Source organism: Blastococcus sp. HT6-4 (assembly GCF_039679125.1).
Taxonomy (GTDB): domain Bacteria; phylum Actinomycetota; class Actinomycetes; order Mycobacteriales; family Geodermatophilaceae; genus Blastococcus; species Blastococcus montanus.
On record NZ_CP155551.1, the window covers coordinates 3,332,331 to 3,350,336 of the forward strand.

The following is an 18,006-nucleotide window of genomic DNA, read 5'->3' on the forward strand; positions in this document are numbered from 1 at the left end:
CTGCGTCGTCCTCTCAGACCTGGTTGTCGCCGAAGACCGGGCGCACGTCGCGCGCGGCCAGGATCGCGTCGTTGCTCGCGCCCGCGGCGACCATCGGCCACACCTGGGCGTCGGAGCCGACGACGAAGTCGATCACCACCGGGGCGTCGTTGATCGCCATGGCCTTCTCGATGACCGCGTCGACGTCGTCCGCGCTCTCGCACCGCAGCCCCACGCAGCCCAGTGCCTCGGCCAGGGCCACGAAGTCGGGGATGCGCACGGGCTTTGGGGTGCCGTCGGGGTTGCGCGCGTGCAGCTTGGTGTTGGAGTAGCGGCCTTCGTAGAAGAGGGTCTGCCACTGCCGGACCATGCCCAGGTTGCCGTTGTTGATGACGGCGACCTTCACCGGGATGCCCTCGATGGCGCAGGTGGCCAGCTCCTGGTTCGTCATCTGGAAGCAGCCGTCGCCGTCGATGGCCCACACGGTGGTCTCCGGGCAGCCGTACTTGGCACCCATGGCGGCGGGGACGGCGTAACCCATCGTCCCGAGGCCGCCGCTGTTGAGCCACGTGCCCGGCTTCTCGTAGCGGATGAACTGCGCAGCCCACATCTGGTGCTGGCCCACGCCGGAGGTGTAGATCGCCTCGGGGCCGGCGATCGCGCCCAGCCGCTCGATCACGTACTGCGGCGACAGCGCGCCGTCCTCGGGCCAGTCGTAACCGAGCGGGTAGCGCGTCCGCCAGTCGTCGAGCTGGGCCCACCAGGCCGCGAGATCCGGGACGCGACCGGCCGCGTGCTCGGCGCGCAGGGCGTCGGTCAGCTGGGTGATCGTCTCCCTGGCGTCGCCCACGATCGGGACGTCGGCCTTGCGGTTCTTGCCGATCTCGGCCGGGTCGATGTCGGCGTGGACGACCAGCGCCTCCGGGGCGAAGCTCGACAGCTCACCGGTCACGCGGTCGTCGAAGCGCGCCCCCAGGGCGACGATCACGTCGGCCTTCTGCAGCGCGGTCACCGCCGCGACCGTCCCGTGCATGCCCGGCATGCCCAGGTGCTGGGGGCTGCTGTCGGGGAACGCCCCGCGGGCCATGAGAGTGGTGACCACCGGCGCCCCGGTCAGCTCGGCCAGCTCGGCCAGCTCCTCGCTGGCCTGCGCCTTGAGCACCCCGCCGCCGACGTAGAGCACCGGCCGGCGGGCGGCGGCGATCAGCGCGGCCGCCTCGCGCACCTGCTTGCCGTGCGGACGGGTGGTGGGCTTGTACCCGGGCAGGTCCAGCCGCGGCGGCCAGGCGAAGTCCGTCGTCGCCTGGAGCACGTCCTTGGGGATGTCGACCAGGACGGGGCCGGGCCGGCCGGTGGCGGCCAGGTGGAAGGCCTCGGCGATCCGCTGCGGGATCTCCGCCGCCGTCGTCACCAGGAAGTTGTGCTTGGTGACCGGCATCGTGATGCCCCGGATGTCCGCCTCCTGGAAGGCGTCGGTGCCGATGGCCGCACTCGGCACCTGGCCGGTGATCGCCACGATGGGCACCGAGTCCATGTAGGCGTCGGCCAGCGGGGTGACCAGGTTGGTGGCCCCGGGGCCGGACGTGGCCATGCAGACCCCGACCCGACCGGTGGCCTGCGCGTAGCCGGTCGCCGCGTGCCCGGCGCCCTGCTCGTGGCGGACCAGGACGTGGCGGACCTGGGAGTCGAACAGCGGGTCGTAGGCGGGCAGGATCGCCCCGCCCGGGATACCGAAGATGACGTCCACGCCGACGGCCTCGAGCGAGCGGACGAGGCTCTGCGCCCCGGTGATGCCGGTGGCCGGCTCGGCGGCGCTCTCGGCCACCGATCGGGCGGTCGTCTCGACGCCGGTCAGCGACGCGGCGGCCTCGCGGGTGGCGGCCTCGGAGCCCGGGGCCTCGTTCGGGGTGCTGGTCATCTCGCGGATCTCCTGTGCCTTGCGGCGTGGTACGGGCTGGTGCGACGGGCGGCGTGCTCACCCGGCGTCGGGTCACGGCCAACAAAAAACCCCTCGTGCCACGGGCACGAAGGGTCAGCGCGTCGGTCGGTGACCGGACGCGCTACGCGAGTACGAGGACGCCGCGGGTGCGGGCGTCGGCGAGCATGCTGGTGCGAGGCACCCCGTCACTGTGCGCCCCCTCGCGGCCCGGCGTCAACCACCTCGTCCCACTAGGTGGACACCGGCGTCCAGATCTGACATCCGGACGCCGGCGTCCCCCGCGGTCACCCGCAGATGGCACCCTGCGCGGCGGAGCCGACCAGCTTCGCGTACTTGCCGAGCACCCCGGTGGTGTAGCGCGGCGGCAGGGGCTCCCAGCTCTCGCGGCGGGCGGCGAGCTCCGCGTCGTCGACCAGGAGGTCGAGGGTGCGGGTCGTCAGGTCCAGCCGGATCCGGTCGCCGTCGCGGACGAGCGCGATCGGGCCGCCGTCGGCCGCCTCGGGGGCCACGTGCCCGATGCACAGCCCCGTGGTGCCGCCGGAGAACCGGCCGTCGGTGAGCAGGAGGACGTCCTTGCCCAGGCCCGCGCCCTTGATCGCCCCGGTGACGGCGAGCATCTCCCGCATGCCCGGACCACCCCGCGGGCCCTCGTAGCGGATGACGACGACGTCGCCGGCGTTCAGCGTGCCGTCGGTGACGGCGTCCATGGCGCCCTGCTCGCCGTCGAAGACGCGGGCGGTGCCCTCGAAGACCTCGGCGTCGAAGCCGGCCGACTTCACGACCGCCCCCTCGGGCGAGAGTGATCCGCGGAGGACGACGATGCCGCCGGTCCGGTGGATGGGCTCGTTCATCGCGTGGATGATCGTGCCGTCCGGGTCCGGCGGGGCGATCTCGGCCAGGTTCTCCGCCATCGTCTTCCCGGTCACGGTGAGCGTGTCCCCGTGCAGCAGCCCGGCGTCGAGCAGCGCCCGCAGCACGACCGGGACACCGCCGATCCGGTCGACGTCGGTCATGACGAAGCGGCCGAAGGGCTTGACGTCGGCCAGGTGCGGGGTGCGGTCGCCGATCCGGTTGAAGTCCTCGAGCGTGAGGTCGACCTGCGCCTCGTGCGCGATCGCCATCAGGTGCAGGACGGCGTTGGTCGAGCCGCCGAGCGCCATGACGACGGTGATCGCGTTCTCGAAGGCCTCCCTGGTCATGATCTGGCGCGCGGTGATGCCCTTGCGCAGGAGGTTCACGACCGCCTCGCCGGAGGCGACGGCGAACGCGTCGCGCCGGCTGTCGGGAGCCGGCGGGGCCGCGCTGCCGGGCAGCGCCATGCCCAGCGCCTCGGCGACGCTGGCCATGGTGTTGGCCGTGTACATGCCGCCGCAGGAGCCCTGCCCGGGGCAGGCCGCCTTCTCGATCTCGGCCAGCTCGTCGCGGGTGATGAGGCCGCGGGCGCAGGCCCCCACGCCCTCGAAGACGTCGATGATCGTCAGATCGCGGTCGCCGAGCTTGCCCGGCATCGTCGAGCCCGAGTAGAGGAACACGCTGGCGAGGTCCAGCCGCGCGGCGGCCATCAGCATGCCGGGCAGCGACTTGTCGCACCCGGCCAGCAGCACCGAGCCGTCCAGCCGCTCGGCGAACATGACGGTCTCGACGGAGTCGGCGATGACCTCGCGGGAGACCAGCGAGGCGCGCATCCCCTCGTGGCCCATCGAGATGCCGTCGGACACCGAGATGGTGCCGAACTCCAGCGGGTAGCCGCCGGCGGCGTGCACGCCCTCCTTGGCCCGCTTGGCCAGCCGGTCCAGCGAGAGGTTGCACGGGGTGATCTCGTTCCACGACGAGGCGACGCCGATCTGCGGCTTCTCCCAGTCGTCGTCGCCCATGCCCACCGCGCGCAGCATGGCCCGGGCCGGCGCCTTCGCCAGGCCGTCGGTCACCTCGTAGCTGCGCGGCTTGAGCGGGCTGTGCGTCTCGCTGGCCGGTTCGTTGCCGGGGATGAGGTCCTCGCCGATCGTCACGAGCGGCGATGGTAGGCCGGTGCCCGTCCCCGGGGGCGCGGCCGGGGGTGGCAGCATCGTTCCGCGTGCCCCCTCCCGCCCGGTTCCGGATGGGCCGGACCGCGCTGCTGCCCGTGGTCGTGCTCGCGGTCTGCGTCGTCCCGACGGCCGCCGCGTCGCCGTGGCTGCTGCTCCTGCTGCTCGTCCCGGTCGCCGTCGCCGCATGGGTGCTGCGGGCCGGGGTCGACGTCGGCGAGGACGGGGTCACCGCCCGCTCCCTGGTCGGTTCCCGCACGGTGCCCTGGTCCGAGACGGCCGGCCTGCGGGTGGGCGAGCGCGGAGCGCTCTGGCTGGTCACCACCCGGGGCACCGAGATCCGCCTGCCGGTGCTGCGGTCGCGCGACCTGCCCCGGCTGGCGGCGGCCTCGGGCGGCCGGCTGGAGGTCCCCCTCCCCCGGCCCGGTAGCGCCCGGCCCCTCAGTACTCGCCGACGACGTTGATCAGCGGCTGCCCGGCGAGGACCCGGCGGAGCTGCTCGGTGACCGCCGCGGTCGCCCGCGCGTCGGTCTGGGGCACCGCGCCGCCGACGTGCGGGGTGAGGAGCAGCCCGGGGGCCGACCACAGCGGGTGGCCCGCGGGCAGCGGCTCGGGGTCGGTCACGTCCAGCGCCGCGCGCAGCCGCCCCGTGGTCAGCTCGGCGACGAGGGCGTCGGTGTCGACGACGACGCCCCGGGCGGCGTTGACCAGCAGCGCTCCGTCCGGCATCGCGGCGAGGAACTCCACGTCGACCATGCCGGTGGTCGCCGGTGTCACCGGCACGATGAGGATCACGACGTCGGCCTGCGGGAGCAGATCGGGGAGCTCGCTGATGGCCCGCACACCGTCGCGGGCGGTGCGCGCGACGTAGGTCAGCTCGACGTCGAACCCGGCGAGCATCCGGCCGATGGCCCGGCCGATGTCGCCCGCGCCGACCACGAGCACGCGGGCCCCGACCAGCGACCGGTGGGTGCTGAACGACCACCGGCCGGCGTCCTGCTCCCGGACGAAGAACGGCAGCCCGCGCTGGGCCGCGAGCGTCGCAGCGACCGCCCACTCCGCCGTCGACGGCGTGTGCGCCCCCCGGGCGTTGCACAGGACGACCCCCGCTGGCAGCCGTCCGGCGAACTTCTCGGCGCCCGCGGTGAGCAGCTGCACGAGGCGCAGGCCGGGCAGCGCGGCGAAGAACTCATCATCCGGCACCGGGGCGCCACCGGAGCGCGGCACCCAGACCTGCGCGAGCGCGGCGTCACCGGCCGGCGCGCCCTCCGCGGGGTCGACGCGGTGTGCGCGCACGCGGGGGGACAACGCCTCCACGGCGGCTCCGAGGGCGCGGGAGGGCACCAGGACGTGCAGCGCCTCGTCGGCCGGCAGTTCCAGGGTCGTCACGGCCTCACGCTAGCCAGCGGCACAGGGCTCGCGCACACGGCGTCCGGCTCCCCGGCGCACGTACTGTGGGCCGGGTGAGGCCGACGAGGGCGCGGAGCGCACCGCGGGTGCTCGCCACCCTGCTGGCCGGCGTGCTGCTCTCCGGCTGCGGGGGCGGCGGGTACGAGCCCGCCGGCCCGTTCCGCCCCCTGCCCGAGGGCGCACCGCCGGAGGTCGGGCCGCCCCCGGCCCCCGTGCCGGCCCCCGCCGAGCCGGCCCAGCCGGGATCGGGCGAGGAGGCCGGCGACCCCAACGTCGTCGCCTCCGGGCTGAGCGTCCCCACCGGCCTGGTGATCCTCCCCGACGGATCGGCGATCGTCGGCGAGCGGGACACCGGGCGGCTGCTCCAGGTGTTCCCCGACCGCTCCCCGGTGCGGGAGCTCATGACCCTGCCCGGCCTGGACACGACGGGCGACGGCGGACTGCTGGGGCTGACGCTGTCCCCGACGTTCCCCGAGGACGGCCTGCTGTTCGCCTACGTCTCCACCGCCGCCGACAACCGGGTGGTCCGCTTCCCCATCGGTGGCACCCCCAACCCGGTCCTCACCGGGATCCCCCGCGGCGAGGTCGGCAACGGAGGCGGGCTGCTCACGGGTGCCGACGGGTACCTCTACGTCGGCACCGGGGACGCCGGCGACCCCGCGCTGGCGGCCGACCCGGCGTCGCTGGCCGGCAAGGTGCTGAGGATCGACGTCTTCGGCCACCCCGCCGGGCCCGGCGGCCCGGTGTTCAGCCGGGGCCACCGCGACGTCACGGCGCTGTGCCAGGACCAGCAGCGGATGTACGCCACGGACGAGGCCCGCGAGGGCCCCGACGAGTTCGACGTCGTCCAGGAGGGCGGCGACGGCGCACCGCTGTTCGAGGTCCCCGCCGAGCAGGGCGGGCTCGGCGGCTGCGCCGTGGCCAACGGCACGGTCTTCCTCGGGGCGCTGGACGGCGAGCGCGTGCACGTCATGACCCTCGACCGCAGCGGCGCGCCGCTCGAGGACACCACCGGCGAGGTGCTGGCCGACCGGTACGGCCGGCTGCGCAGCGTCGTCCTCGACACCGAGGGCGCGCTGTGGATCACCACCTCGAACCGCGACGGCATCGGCACCCCCGCCGAGGACGACGACAAGGTGCTGCGCATCCGCCCGCCCGGCGGCCAGCCCGACTCCCCGCTGTAGACCGGTCCCCGCCGTCACCGCCGGAAGCGGTGGACGACGTGGTCGGGCGGGTCCACCGGATTGTCCGGCTCGAGGTCGCCCTCGGCGTACCAGGTGGCGCCCGCGCGGCGCAGCGCCCGCCAGGACGCCTCGTTGCCCAGCGCCACGGGCACCAGGACGTCCCGCGCGTCGGGGTGGCCGGCGAACCCGCGCGCGACGGCGGCCGCGATGAGCGCCGCCCCCAGGCCCCGGCCGCGGGCGTCCGCGGTGCCGACCAGGTAGTCGATGCTCAACGCGCCCGGCGGCACCGGGCACACCGCGCTCAGCTCCGCGAGCGAGCCCGGCTCGTCGGCCAGCCGGTACACCTGCACCAGCCCGAACGGCTCGCCCGCGTGCACCCCGACGTACACCGCGGTGGGATCGGTGCCGTCGACGCTGGAGCCGTACTGCGCCTCGACGGCCGCCGCGCCGGGGTCGTCGGCCCACCAGCGGGCCACGAGCGGCTCCGCGAGCCAGCGCGCGATCAGCGGGAAGTCCGCACGCCGGAGGGGCCGCAGCGCGACCTCGGGCAGGTCCACGCCGGACAGGCTAGGAGCTGACCAGCCGCTCCTCCAGCATCCGCTTGACCGTGGCCGCGTCGGCCTTGCCGCGGGTCGTCTTCATGACCGCGCCGACCAGCGCCCCGATCGCCTGCACCTTCCCACCGCGCACCTTGTCGGCGACGTCGGGGTTGCTCTCGATCGCCGCGTCGACGGCGGCGACCAGCTCGTCGGACTCCCCCATGACCGCCAGGCCGCGGGCCTCGACGACGGCGGCCGGATCGCCCTCACCGGCGAGGACCCCGTCGAGCGCCTGCCGGGCCAGCTGGTCGTTGATCGTGCCGGCGGAGATGAGGCCGATCAGCTCGGCGACCTGCGCCGGGGTCACGGCCAGCTCGCCCAGGTCGGTGCCGGCGTCGTTGGCCCGGCGGGCCAGCTCGCCGAGCCACCACTTGCGGGCGTCGCCGGGCGAGGCGCCGGCGGCCACCGTCTCGCTGACCAGCTCGACGGCGCCCGCGTTGACCAGCCACGCCATCTCCGTCGGCGAGATCCCCCACTCGTCGGAGAGGCGGGCCCGGCGGGCGGCGGGCAGCTCGGGCAGCCCGGCCCGCAACTTCTCCACCCACTCCTCGTCGGGGGCGATGGGCACCAGGTCGGGCTCGGGGAAGTACCGGTAGTCGGTGGCCTCCTCCTTGCTGCGACCCGAGGAGGTGGTGCCGGTGTCCTCGTGGAAGTGGCGCGTCTCCTGGACGACGCGCTCACCGGCGTCCAGGACGGCGGCCTGGCGGCGCATCTCGAAGCGCACCGAGCGCTCCACCGAACGCAGCGAGTTCACGTTCTTGGTCTCGGTGCGGGTGCCCCACTCGAGGCTGCCGATCGGCGCGAGCGAGGTGTTGACGTCGCAGCGCAGGTTGCCCTGCTCCATGCGCACCTCGGAGACGCCGAGGGCGAGCAGGATCTCGCGCAGCTCGGTGACGTAGGCCTTGGCCACCTCGGGGGCCTTGGCCCCGGCGCCCGGGATCGGCCGGGTGACGATCTCCACCAGCGGGATGCCGGCGCGGTTGTAGTCGACCAGCGAGTGGTCGGCGCCGTGGATGCGTCCGGTCGAGCCGCCGACGTGCAGGTTCTTGCCGGTGTCCTCCTCGAGGTGCACCCGCTCGATCTCGACGCGGTAGCTCTCGCCGTCGACCTCGACGTCGAGGTGCCCGGCGGTGCACAGCGGCTCGTCGTACTGGCTGGTCTGGAAGCCCTTGGGGATGTCCGGGTAGAAGTAGTTCTTCCGCGCGAAGCGCGACCAGGTGGCGATCCGGCAGCCCAGTGCGAGGCCGATGCGGATGGTGGCCTCGATCGCGGCGGCGTTCGCCGCCGGCAGCGAGCCGGGCAGGCCCAGGCAGACCGGGCAGGTCTGGGTGTTCGGCTCGGCGCCGAAGGTGGTCGAGCAGCCGCAGAACATCTTCGACGCGGTGCCCAGCTCGACGTGGGTCTCCAGCCCGATCACCGGCTCGTAGCGGGTGAGGACCTCGTCGTAGTCGACCAGGGTGTCGGTGCTCATGAGGGGGTGTTCTCCTTGGGGCCGGGGCGGCCGGGAGGCTGCGTGCGCCCGGTCAGCCACGCGCCGATCCCGGTCAGCACGCCGAGGACGATGAACGCGGCGAAGATCACCTCGCCGGTGGTCAGCCAGAGCACGAGCCCGGCGACGACGACGAACGCGGTGAGCGCCCAGGCCGCTTTCAGGGCACCGTTCACGCCGCACCACCCGCCGCGGTGCGGCCGAGCTCGTCGAGCAGCCGGTGCCCGCGCGCGGCGTCCTGTGCGGCCTCGAGGGCGGCGGCGACCCGGTAGCAGCGGTCGTCGGCCAGCGCCGGCGCCATGATCTGGAAGCCGACCGGCAGGCCCTCGGACAGCCCGCAGGGCACCGAGATGGCCGGCACGCCGGCCAGGCTCGCCGGCAGGGTGCACAGGTCGGCGGCGTACATGGCGATCGGGTCGTCGACGCGGGCGCCGACCGACCAGGCCACCGTCGGGCTCGTCGGGCTGACCAGCACGTCGACGTCGTCCCAGGAGCTGGTGAAGTCGCGGGTGATCAGCGTGCGGACCTTCTGCGCCTGGCCGTAGTAGGCGTCGTAGTAGCCGGCCGACAGCGCGTAGGTGCCGAGGATGATCCGGCGCTTCACCTCGGGGCCGAAGCCCTGCTCGCGGGTGAGCGCCATGACCTCGTCGAGGTCGCGGGCGCCGTCGTCGCCCACGCGGACGCCGTAGCGGACCCCGTCGAAGCGGGCCAGGTTCGACGACGCCTCGCTCGGCGCGATCAGGTAGTACGCCGGCAGGGCCAGGTCGAAGGCCGGGCAGGAGACCTCGCGGACCTCGGCTCCCATGCTCTCCAGCAGCGCCACCGCCTCCTGGAAGCGGGCGAGCACGCCGTCCTCGTAGCCGTCGGCGTGCCCCTCGCCGCCGAGCTCCCGGACGACGCCCACCGTCAGACCGGCGAGCTCGCCCGCGGCCCCCCGGCGCGCGGCCTCGGCGAGCACCGGGACGGGCGCGTCGATGCTCGTGGAGTCGTACGCGTCGTGCCCGGCGATCGCCTCGTGCAGCAGCGCCGCGTCGAGGACCGTGCGGGTCATCGGGCCGGCCTGGTCGAGGCTGGAGGAGAACGCGATCATCCCGTACCGGGAGACCGAGCCATAGGTCGGCTTGTGCCCGACCAGGCCGGTCAGCGCCGCCGGCTGGCGGATGGAGCCACCCGTGTCCGTGCCCAGCGCCCACGGCGCGAGCCCACCGGCGACGGCCGCGGAGGAGCCGCCCGAGGAGCCGCCGGGGATCCGGCTGCGGTCCCACGGGTTGCGGGTCACCTGGTAGGCCGAGTTCTCCGTGGACGAACCCATGGCGAACTCGTCCATGTTCGTCTTGCCGAGCAGCACGGTGCCCGCGGACTTCAGCCGCGCGGTGACCGTGGCATCGTACGGCGGGCGCCAGCCCTCGAGGATCTTCGACCCGCTGGTGGTGGGGACGCCCTCGGTGACGAAGACGTCCTTCAGCGCCACCGGGACGCCGGCCAGGGGGCCGAGCTCGCTCCCGGCCGCGCGCGCGGCGTCGACGGCCTCGGCGGCCCCGATCGCGGCGTCGGCGTCCACGTGCAGGAAGGCACCCAGCTCGCCGTCCACCGCGGCGATGCGCTCGAGGTAGGCGCGGGTGACCTCGGCGGAGCTGACCTCACCGGCCGAGAGCGCGCGGGACAGCTCGGCGACGTCGGTCGTCGTCACGTCGCTCACGACTCCTCCCCGAGGATGCGCGGCACGCGGAAGCGGTCGTCCTCCGCGGCGGGGGCGCCGGCGAGGACGACGTCGCGGGGCAGGCTCGGCCGGGCGACGTCGGGCCGCATCACGTTGGTCATCGGGACCGCGTGCGTGGTGGGCGCGACGTCGGTGACGTCGGCCTTGCCGACCTGCGCCACCGCGTCCAGCACGGCGGCGAGCTGGCCGGCGAAGAGATCGAGCTCCTCGTCGCTGCACGCCAGCCGGGACAGGTGCGCCAGGTGCGCCACCTCGTCGCGGGTCAGTTGGCCCTTCGGGGAGGGGGTGCTCATGCTGCGGTGGAACTCCACTTCGGCAGTGCCCGTCGGCCCGCTCTCGGCCCGGGACGTGACCGGGTCACTGTACGTGGGGGCCTCCGTCGCTGGTCAGCGTGAGAGGCTGACCCCGATCGCGATCGACGGAGATCGGCCCGCACCGGCGAGGACTTCCCGGAGGAACCGTGTCCTATCTCCTGCGCTTGGTCCTGCCCGACCGCCCCGGCGCCCTCGGTGCCGTGGCGACCGCTCTGGGCACCGCCGGCGTCGACATCGTGTCCCTGGACGTGCTGGAACGGGGCAACGGCATCGCCGTGGACGACGTCGTCGTCGACCTGCCCGACGACCGGTTGCCCGACGGCCTGATCACCGCCGCGCAGTCGGTGCCCGGGGTGCAGGTGGAGTCGCTGCGACCCTTCGCCGGCCCGCTGGACACCCACCGCGAGCTGGAGCTCCTCGACGCGCTGGCGCGCGGCGGGGACGGGGCGGCGGCCCGGCTGCTCGCCGCCGAGCTGCCCCGGGTCTTCCACAGCGGCTGGGCGGTCATCCTCGACGGCGACGGGCAGCCGGCCCCCCTCCCCGAGGAGTCGGTGCTGGCCGCCTCGGAGGCGGCCCCGTCCTTCCTCGGCCTCACCCTGCCCTGGCTGCCGCTGACCGGGCCGCGGCTGCTCCCGAGCGACGACTCGTGGCTGCCCGAACGCTGGCAGGAGATGGCCATCGAGATGATGACGGCGCCCTACGGCAGCGGGACCCGCGCCGTCGTGATCGGCCGCTCGGGCGGCCCGGCGTTCCGGCGCTCGGAGCTGCTGCGGCTGGCGCACCTGACCGGGATCGCCGCCACGGTCACCCACCTGCCGCCGGACTGAGCAACTCCCCACCGCGCCGGCACGCTCACCACCACCACACCCACCGGCCCGGTCGCCCGGACCATCCCGCCACCGTTCCGACGCCGGGCGGTCAGGAGTCGCTGCCGTCGCCGATCGTCGCCACCTCGCGTGCCGCGTCCGGGCCCTGGTCGAGCAGCACCCGGAATCCGTCGTCGTCGAGGATCGGCGCCTTCACCTGCACGGCCTTGTCGTACTTGCTGCCCGGGTCGGCGCCGACGACGACGAAGCCGGTCTTCTTCGACACCGAGCCGGTCACCTTGCCGCCGCGCTCCTGGATCGCCGCGATCGCCTGATCGCGGCTGTGGTCTCGCAGCGAGCCGGTGACGACGACGGTCACGCCGGTGAGCGGCCCCGGCGGGGCGTCCTCGGCGGCGTCGGCCATGCGCACGCCGGCCTGCCGCCACTTCTCCACGACGTCCCGGTGCCAGTCGACGGCGAACCAGTCCTGCACCGACCGGGCGATCGTGGGGCCGACGCCGTCCGCGGCCGCCAGCTCCTCCTCGCTCGCGGCCATGATCCGGTCCATCGAGCGGAAGTCCCGGGCCAGGGCCTGGGCGGCGGTCGGCCCGACGTGCCGGATCGACAGGGCGACCAGCACCCGCCACAGCGGGACGTCCTTGCGGGTCTGCAGGTTGGTCAGCAGCTTGGCGCCGTTGGCCGACAGGGTGCCGTTCTTCCGGGTGAAGAAGGCCGAGCGCCGCAACTGCTCCTCGTCGAGGAAGAACAGGTCGCCCTCGTCCTGCAGCAGGTGGCTCTGCAGCAGCGCGACCGCCGCCTCGTAGCCCAGGTTCTCGATGTCGAAGGCGCCCCGGCCCGCGACGTGGAAGACCCGCTCCCGCAGCTGCGCCGGGCAGGACCGCGCGTTCGGGCAGCGGATGTCGGCGTCGCCCTCCTTCTCCGGCCGCAGCTCGGTGCCGCACTCCGGGCAGTGCGTCGGCATCACGAACTCGCGCTCGTCGCCGGTGCGGGCCGCCGCCACCGGTCCGAGCACCTCGGGGATGACGTCACCGGCCTTGCGGATGACGACGGTGTCGCCGATCAGCACGCCCTTGCGCTTCACCTCGCTGGCGTTGTGCAGCGTGGCCAGCTGGACGGTGGAGCCGGCGACCTTGACGGGCTCCATGAACGCGAAGGGGGTGACCCGGCCGGTGCGCCCGACGTTGACCCGGATGTCGAGGAGCGTCGTCGTCGCCTCCTCCGGGGGGTACTTGAAGGCGATCGCCCAGCGCGGGGCGCGGGAGGTGGAGCCCAGCCGCCGCTGCAGCGCCACCTGGTCGACCTTCACCACGACGCCGTCGATCTCGTGCGCGACGGAGTGCCGCTGCTCGCGGTAGCGCTCGATGTAGGCCCACACGCCCTCGAGGTCGTCGACCACCTCGAACCGGTCGCTGACCGGCAGGCCGAGCGCGCGCAGCCCGTCGTAGGCCGCCGACTGCCGGTCCGGCTCGAACCCGGTCCGGGCGCCCAGGCCGTGCACGACCAGCCGCAGCGGCCGGGACGCGGTGACCTTCGGGTCCTTCTGCCGCAGCGAGCCGGCGGCGGCGTTGCGCGGGTTGGCGAACGGCGGCTTGCCCTGCTCCACCATCGTCGCGTTGACCTCGGCGAAGGCGGCCACCGGGAAGTAGATCTCACCCCGCACCTCGAGCAGCTCCGGCACGTCGACGCCGACCAGCTGCAGCGGGACGTCGTCCATGGTGACGACGTTGGCGGTGACGTCCTCACCCGTGACGCCGTCCCCACGGGTGGCGGCCCGGACCAGGCGGCCGGACTCGTAGACCAGGTCGACGGCGACGCCGTCGACCTTCAACTCGCAGAGGTAGCTCGCCCCGGCGGCGCCCTCGCGCTCGACCCGTGCCGCCCAGGCCGAGAGCTCGTCGCCGTTGAACGCGTTGTCCAGGCTCTGCATCCGCTCCAGGTGCTGGACCGGCGAGAAGGTGGCGGCGAACCCGCCGTTGACCTTCTGGCTGGGCGAGTCGGGGCTGATCAGCGCCGGGTGGGCCGCCTCGAGCGCCTTCAGCTCGCCCATCAGCTCGTCGTACTGGCCGTCGCTGACCAGCGGCTCGTCCCGCACGTAGTACGCGAAGGCGTAGCGGTCGAGCTCCTCGGCGAGGTCGCGGTGCCGCGTGCGCGCGTCGTCGGGGACCTCCGTGAGGTCCTCCCGGTCGGTCACGACGACGACCGACGGCTCGTCCAGGACGGCGGGCTCCTGCTCCGGCGATGGCGCGGTCACGGCGAGAACGGTATCCGGCGGGTACGACGGCCAACCGGCGCTCACCCCGTCGTGGCACGGAACCGCGGCGACCACGACGTGGGCGAGCCGCGCTGGACGGTCAGTCCGGGCGGAGGTACTTCGCCGCCTCGCGGACGTGACCCATGGCCTCCCGCGCGTACCCCGGCGTGGCACCGGCCAGGCCGCACGACGGGGTGAGCGTGACGGCCCCCGGAAGCTGGTCGAGGGGGAAGCCCAGCTCGCGCCACCAGGCCTGCACCCGGGACGCGGTGGCCTTCGGCGCCGGCAGTGCCGAGTCCGTCCCGGGTACCACGCCGGCCAGCAGGTGCACCCCCGCGTCGACGGCGCCCCCGACCGCGTCGAGGTCCTGCACGAGCCCCAGGTCGAAGGAGAGCCCGGCCGCCCCGGCAGCGCGGAACAGGTCCAGCGGCATGCGGGGGGCGCAGCAGTGCACCACCACCGGGACCCCGACGGCGTCGATCATCGCCGCGAGCTCCCGCTCGACGACGGAGGGCTCGACGGCGGCCAGCTTGCCGAACCCGCTGACGGTGGGCAGGCCCCCCTGGAGGACCGCGGGCACCGAGGGCTCGTCGAGCTGGACGACGACGCGGGCGCCGGGGACCCGTGCCGAGACGGCGGCGACGTGCGCGGACAGCCCCTCCGCGAGGGACTGGGCGAGGTCGCGACGGGCGCCGGCGTCGACGACGGCCCGGTCGCCCCGGGTGCGCTCCAGCCCGGCGGCCAGCGTCCAGGGCCCGGCGGCCTGCACCTTGAACGGCCCGGTCCACCCCTCGGCGACGTCGTGCAGCGCGTCGAGGTCGCGGGCGAGGAACTCCTCGGCCCGGCGCTGGTCGACGCCCGGGCGGGGCACGAGCCGCCAGCCCGCAGGGGTCAGGTCCACGGCGAGGTCGACCAGGAGGGCTGCGCTGCGGCCGAGCATGTCGGCGCCCGCGCCGCGGCCGGGCAGCTCGGGCAGGTGGGCGAAGTCCGGCAGCTCCCCCACCACCGTGCGCAGCGCCTCGGCCGGGTCGCTGCCGGGCAGCGACCCGATGCCGGAGGCCGGCCCCCACCCCGTCCCGGCCGGCCGGCCGTCGTCGGGGCGGGCAGGCGCCGGCTCGCGGTCGGCACGGTCGAAGGGTGAGGCCACGACAGCGACGGTATCCCGCCGCCCGGTGCGTCAGGTCAGCACGCAGACCGCTGGTCCGTCGGCACGGCGGCACCCAGCGCCGGCGGGGTCACGGGCGAGTTGGCCTCGAGATAGCCGAGCAGGGCCTTCCTGTCCGACGCCCCTCTGACGACGTCCTCACCACCGGCGAAGGAGGTGTAGCCCTCGCCGCCCTGCCGGAGATAGGCCGTCATCGCCACCCGGTACCTGCCCTCCGGCTCGATCCGCGTGCCGTGGAGGCGCACCGAGCAGGGGTCGACGCGGTCGCCCGCCGGCAGCGCCGGGTCGTACCGGTAGGTCAGCCCACCGGAGGTGCTCAGGCCGACGGCGTCACCGCGGGTGAACTGGTGTTCCAGCGCCTCGTGGATGGCGGCGCCGGTGACGGTGAGGGTCTCGACGCGGAACCCGAACGGCAGCGCGCGGAAGACGTCCCGGTAGGTCACGACTCCGGCCGCTCCCGGCGGATCGCCGTCGTCGGTGAGCAGGCCGGCCCGCAGCATGGGCACGGTCGTGAAGGCGAGGACGGGACGCCCGTGGCGCTCGTCCTGCACGGCCGCGAGAAGGGCATCGGCCACGAGCACGCCCATGGGGGACTCCGGCTCGGGCCCGGGCCGGATGTCCTCGAGCACCTCGCCCACCACCCGGTCACCCTCGGGCTGGGCTCGGGCCACCCAGTGGTCGACGATGCTCTCCACCCGCGGGTCGGCGTCGGTCCGCAGGACCGGTACCGCGGTCGCCCTGGTGCGCTCCCGGTCCACGTCCCCGTCGACGCCGACGACCAGGCGGAGGTCGGTGACCGACCGCCCGTACGTGGCCGCCTGCGTCACCGGTCGCGGGCGCCCCGCGGGATCGGCGAGCGTGCAGGTGTACGGCGCGTGCGTGTGGCCGCCCACGATCGCATCGACGGCCGGCGAGACATCGGCGTTCAGCCGGCCGGCCGGGGTTCCGGCGAGGTCCCCGGCGCACGTGTCCGGCCGCACGCCCTCCGACTGCACGCCGCCCTCGTGCGCGAGGAGGACGATGGCCTCCACCCCGCGGTCCTGCAGCTCGGCGGCGTACCGGTTCGCCGCCGCTGCCGGGGGTTCGATCGTCAGGCCGTCGACCGCGGAGGCACGGACGTAGTCGAGCGTCTCCCGGGTGACGACGCCGATGATCCCGATCCTCGTGCCGCCGGTGGTGGACACCACCGCGTACGGGGGGAGCACCGGGTCCCCCGTGGCCGTGTCCCGGACGTTGGCCGCGAGGTACCCGAAGCTCGAGCCGGAGAAGGTCGTGCCCTCGCTGTCGCGGAAGCAGCCGTCCGTCCCCGGGTCGACGCCGTCGCAGGCCTCGACGTCGTCGGAGAACTGCCCGTCCGTCGCACCGGACAGGCGGAACAACTCGTCCTTGCCGAAGTCGAACTCGTGGTTGCCGACGGCGGAGAAGTCCAGGCCGAGAGCATCGAGGACCTCGATGGTCGGCTCGTCCTGGTAGTGCGCGGAGGCGAACGTGGAGGCGCCCACCAGGTCGCCCGCGGCGAGCGTGAGGGAATCCTGCTCGTTCCCGCCGAAGTCCGCGCGCCGGTCCGCCAACGCCCTCGCCAGGTGCGCGGCTCCCCCGGCGAGCTGGGGACCGTCGTCCGGCGTGCCCGGGACCCCGTCCTCCCCCGGCCCCGGCTCCCCCGTCTCGAGGAGACCGTCCCGTCCCACGGGTGCGTCCAGGCGACCGTGGAAGTCGTTGATGGCCAGCACCTGGACCTCGGTCTCGGTGACCGGGAGGTCGATCCCGCCCCGTTCCCCGGTGGCGGCGTCGGCCGACGGAGCCGTCGAGCCCTCGCACGCCGTCAGTGCCAGCGACAGCGACAGCGCGACGACGATCGCCGCGTCTCGACGGCACGGCAGCACACGGCCTCCTCGGTGACGCGGAACGGTTGATCAACATCACCAGCCCGACGGGACATCCGCCACTCGAGCCGCCCGCGCGACCGTCGTCAGCCGGCGTGCACCACCCGGCCCTGGCCCAGCACCCGATCACCGCGCTCGGCGTCGGGCGCGTACAGCACCGCCGACTGACCCGCGGCGACGCCGCGCTCCTCGGCCGCGAGCACGATCCGCAACCCGCCGTCCCCGGCTCCGGACACCGTGCAGGCCACCGGCCTCCCGTGCGCCCGCAACTGGACCTCGGCGTCGATCGGCAGCGCCGGCGGCGCACCGGTCCACGTCGGCGGTCCGGTGCGCACCTCGGCGATCCCCGCCTGGTCCGCGGTGCCGATCGTCACCGTGCGGCTGACCGGCTCGATGCTCAGGACGTACCGCGGCCGCTGGTCGCCGACGCTGACGCCCAGCCCGCGCCGCTGACCGACCGTGAAGCCGTAGGTGCCGTCGTGCTCGCCGACGGTGGCCCCGGTGGCCGCGTCGACCAGCGGCCCGGGCCGGCTGCCCAGCGTGCGGGCCAGGAAGCCGCGGGTGTCGCCGTCGGGGATGAAGCAGATGTCGTGGGAGTCGGCCTTGGTGGCCACCGCGAACCCGCGCTGGGCCGCGATCTCGCGGACGCGGTCCTTGGTCATGCCGCCGAGCGGGAACCGGGCCGCCGCGAGCTGCTCGGGGGTCAGCACCCCGAGCACGTAGGACTGGTCCTTGGCGGCGTCCACCGACCGGCGCAGCTCGCCGTCGGCGAGCCGGGCGTGGTGCCCGGTGACCACGGCGTCGAAGCCCAGGGCCCGGGCCCGGTCGAGCACCGCGGTGAACTTGATCTTCTCGTTGCAGCGCAGGCACGGGTTCGGCGTCCGCCCCGCGGCGTACTCGGCCACGAAGTCGTCGACGACGTCCTCGCGGAAGCGGTCGGCGAGGTCCCAGACGTAGAAGGGGATGCCGAGCTCGTCGGCCACCCGCCGGGCGTCGTGGGCGTCCTCGACGCTGCAGCACCCCCGGGCGCCGCTGCGCAGGGTCTGCCGGTCCGGCGACAGCGCCAGGTGCACGCCGGTGACGTCGTGCCCCGCGTCCACCGCGAGCGCCGCGGCGACGGCGGAGTCCACTCCCCCGCTCATCGCGGCCAGCACCTTCATCGCGCTCCTCGCTCGGCTCCGCGGTCGCGCCGCTCCTCGCTCGCAGACCTCGCTGCGAGGCT

Annotated in this window: 15 protein-coding genes; 3 read left to right on the forward strand and 12 right to left on the reverse strand. The window is 74.6% G+C overall.

All coding sequences use genetic code 11. The features are described from left to right. Positions 1–13 precede the first annotated feature (13 nt). Together ABDB74_RS15860 and ilvD are read right to left on the reverse strand one after the other, a co-directional pair. A complete protein-coding gene (locus ABDB74_RS15860; RefSeq protein WP_346619723.1) occupies positions 14–1,897 on the reverse strand; it encodes an acetolactate synthase large subunit in 1,884 nt (627 codons plus the stop codon). Between the two features lie 305 nt (positions 1,898–2,202). Continuing rightward, positions 2,203–3,927 carry a dihydroxy-acid dehydratase gene (gene ilvD, locus ABDB74_RS15865; protein WP_346619724.1) on the reverse strand — a complete coding sequence of 575 codons (1,725 nt, stop codon included), beginning with the start codon at positions 3,925–3,927 and terminating at the stop codon, positions 2,203–2,205. A 65-nt stretch (positions 3,928–3,992) separates the two neighbouring features. Here ilvD and ABDB74_RS15870 point away from each other — a divergent pair, with 65 nt between their 5' ends. Then, complete coding sequence (locus tag ABDB74_RS15870) at positions 3,993–4,406, forward strand: PH domain-containing protein (protein WP_346619725.1); 414 nt, start codon at positions 3,993–3,995, stop codon at positions 4,404–4,406. Here ABDB74_RS15870 and ABDB74_RS15875 read toward each other — a convergent pair. Beyond that, entirely contained in the window at positions 4,384–5,331 is a 948-nt protein-coding gene (locus ABDB74_RS15875) for a 2-hydroxyacid dehydrogenase (RefSeq protein WP_346619726.1), read from the reverse strand. The genes ABDB74_RS15870 and ABDB74_RS15875 overlap by 23 nt on opposite strands. A 74-nt stretch (positions 5,332–5,405) precedes the next feature. Between ABDB74_RS15875 and ABDB74_RS15880 the strand changes: the two genes are divergently transcribed. After that, complete coding sequence (locus ABDB74_RS15880) at positions 5,406–6,536, forward strand: PQQ-dependent sugar dehydrogenase (RefSeq protein WP_346619727.1); 1,131 nt, start codon at positions 5,406–5,408, stop codon at positions 6,534–6,536. Positions 6,537–6,550: 14 nt separating this feature from the next. Here ABDB74_RS15880 and ABDB74_RS15885 read toward each other — a convergent pair whose 3' ends face one another. The 5 genes from ABDB74_RS15885 to gatC are packed head-to-tail and all read right to left on the reverse strand — an operon-like array spanning position 6,551 to position 10,637. Further along, the gene (locus ABDB74_RS15885; RefSeq protein ID WP_346619728.1) at positions 6,551–7,093 is read right to left on the reverse strand and encodes a GNAT family N-acetyltransferase; all 543 of its coding nucleotides are present in this window, start codon (positions 7,091–7,093) and stop codon (positions 6,551–6,553) included. A gap of 10 nt (positions 7,094–7,103) precedes the next feature. After that, positions 7,104–8,606, reverse strand: a complete 1,503-nt coding sequence (gatB, locus tag ABDB74_RS15890; RefSeq protein ID WP_346619729.1) for an Asp-tRNA(Asn)/Glu-tRNA(Gln) amidotransferase subunit GatB — start codon at positions 8,604–8,606, stop codon at positions 7,104–7,106. Beyond that, a complete protein-coding gene (locus ABDB74_RS15895) occupies positions 8,603–8,800 on the reverse strand; it encodes a hypothetical protein (protein ID WP_346619730.1) in 198 nt (65 codons plus the stop codon). The genes gatB and ABDB74_RS15895 overlap by 4 nt, the downstream gene beginning before the upstream one ends. Next, complete coding sequence (gatA, locus tag ABDB74_RS15900) at positions 8,797–10,323, reverse strand: Asp-tRNA(Asn)/Glu-tRNA(Gln) amidotransferase subunit GatA (protein ID WP_346619731.1); 1,527 nt, start codon at positions 10,321–10,323, stop codon at positions 8,797–8,799. Before gatA ends, ABDB74_RS15895 begins: the two co-directional genes overlap by 4 nt. Then, positions 10,320–10,637 carry an Asp-tRNA(Asn)/Glu-tRNA(Gln) amidotransferase subunit GatC gene (gatC, locus tag ABDB74_RS15905; protein WP_346619732.1) on the reverse strand — a complete coding sequence of 106 codons (318 nt, stop codon included), beginning with the start codon at positions 10,635–10,637 and terminating at the stop codon, positions 10,320–10,322. The genes gatA and gatC overlap by 4 nt, the downstream gene beginning before the upstream one ends. 167 nt (positions 10,638–10,804) lie before the next feature. On the opposite strand from gatC, the gene ABDB74_RS15910 reads away from it, so the two are divergent. Beyond that, positions 10,805–11,485 (forward strand): ACT domain-containing protein, encoded by a 681-nt coding sequence (locus tag ABDB74_RS15910; RefSeq protein ID WP_346619733.1) that lies wholly within the window; start codon positions 10,805–10,807, stop codon positions 11,483–11,485. Between the two features lie 91 nt (positions 11,486–11,576). Here ABDB74_RS15910 and ligA read toward each other — a convergent pair whose 3' ends face one another. The 4 genes from ligA to mnmA all read right to left on the reverse strand — a co-directional run bounded on the left by ligA (position 11,577) and on the right by mnmA (position 17,944). Then, the gene (gene ligA / locus ABDB74_RS15915) at positions 11,577–13,736 is read right to left on the reverse strand and encodes an NAD-dependent DNA ligase LigA (protein ID WP_346619734.1); all 2,160 of its coding nucleotides are present in this window, start codon (positions 13,734–13,736) and stop codon (positions 11,577–11,579) included. A gap of 100 nt (positions 13,737–13,836) precedes the next feature. Then, a complete protein-coding gene (locus tag ABDB74_RS15920) occupies positions 13,837–14,883 on the reverse strand; it encodes a methionine synthase (RefSeq protein WP_346619735.1) in 1,047 nt (348 codons plus the stop codon). A 35-nt stretch (positions 14,884–14,918) separates the two neighbouring features. Further along, on the reverse strand, positions 14,919–16,784 hold the full coding sequence (locus ABDB74_RS15925) for a bifunctional metallophosphatase/5'-nucleotidase (protein WP_346619736.1): 1,866 nt from the start codon (positions 16,782–16,784) through the stop codon (positions 14,919–14,921). 86 nt (positions 16,785–16,870) lie between these two features. After that, positions 16,871–17,944, reverse strand: coding sequence for a tRNA 2-thiouridine(34) synthase MnmA (gene mnmA / locus ABDB74_RS15930; RefSeq protein WP_346619737.1), 1,074 nt, complete (start codon positions 17,942–17,944; stop codon positions 16,871–16,873). Between the last annotated feature and the right edge of the window lie 62 nt (positions 17,945–18,006).

What these genes read in the sequence shown, in the direction of transcription:
- gatC (WP_346619732.1), bottom strand. Translation starts at nt 10,637, where the DNA reads ATGAGCACCCCCTCCCCGAAGGGCCAACTGACCCGCGACGAGGTGGCG.
- mnmA (WP_346619737.1), bottom strand. Translation starts at nt 17,944, where the DNA reads ATGAAGGTGCTGGCCGCGATGAGCGGGGGAGTGGACTCCGCCGTCGCC.
- gatB (WP_346619729.1), bottom strand. Translation starts at nt 8,606, where the DNA reads ATGAGCACCGACACCCTGGTCGACTACGACGAGGTCCTCACCCGCTAC.
- ABDB74_RS15860 (WP_346619723.1), bottom strand. Translation starts at nt 1,897, where the DNA reads ATGACCAGCACCCCGAACGAGGCCCCGGGCTCCGAGGCCGCCACCCGC.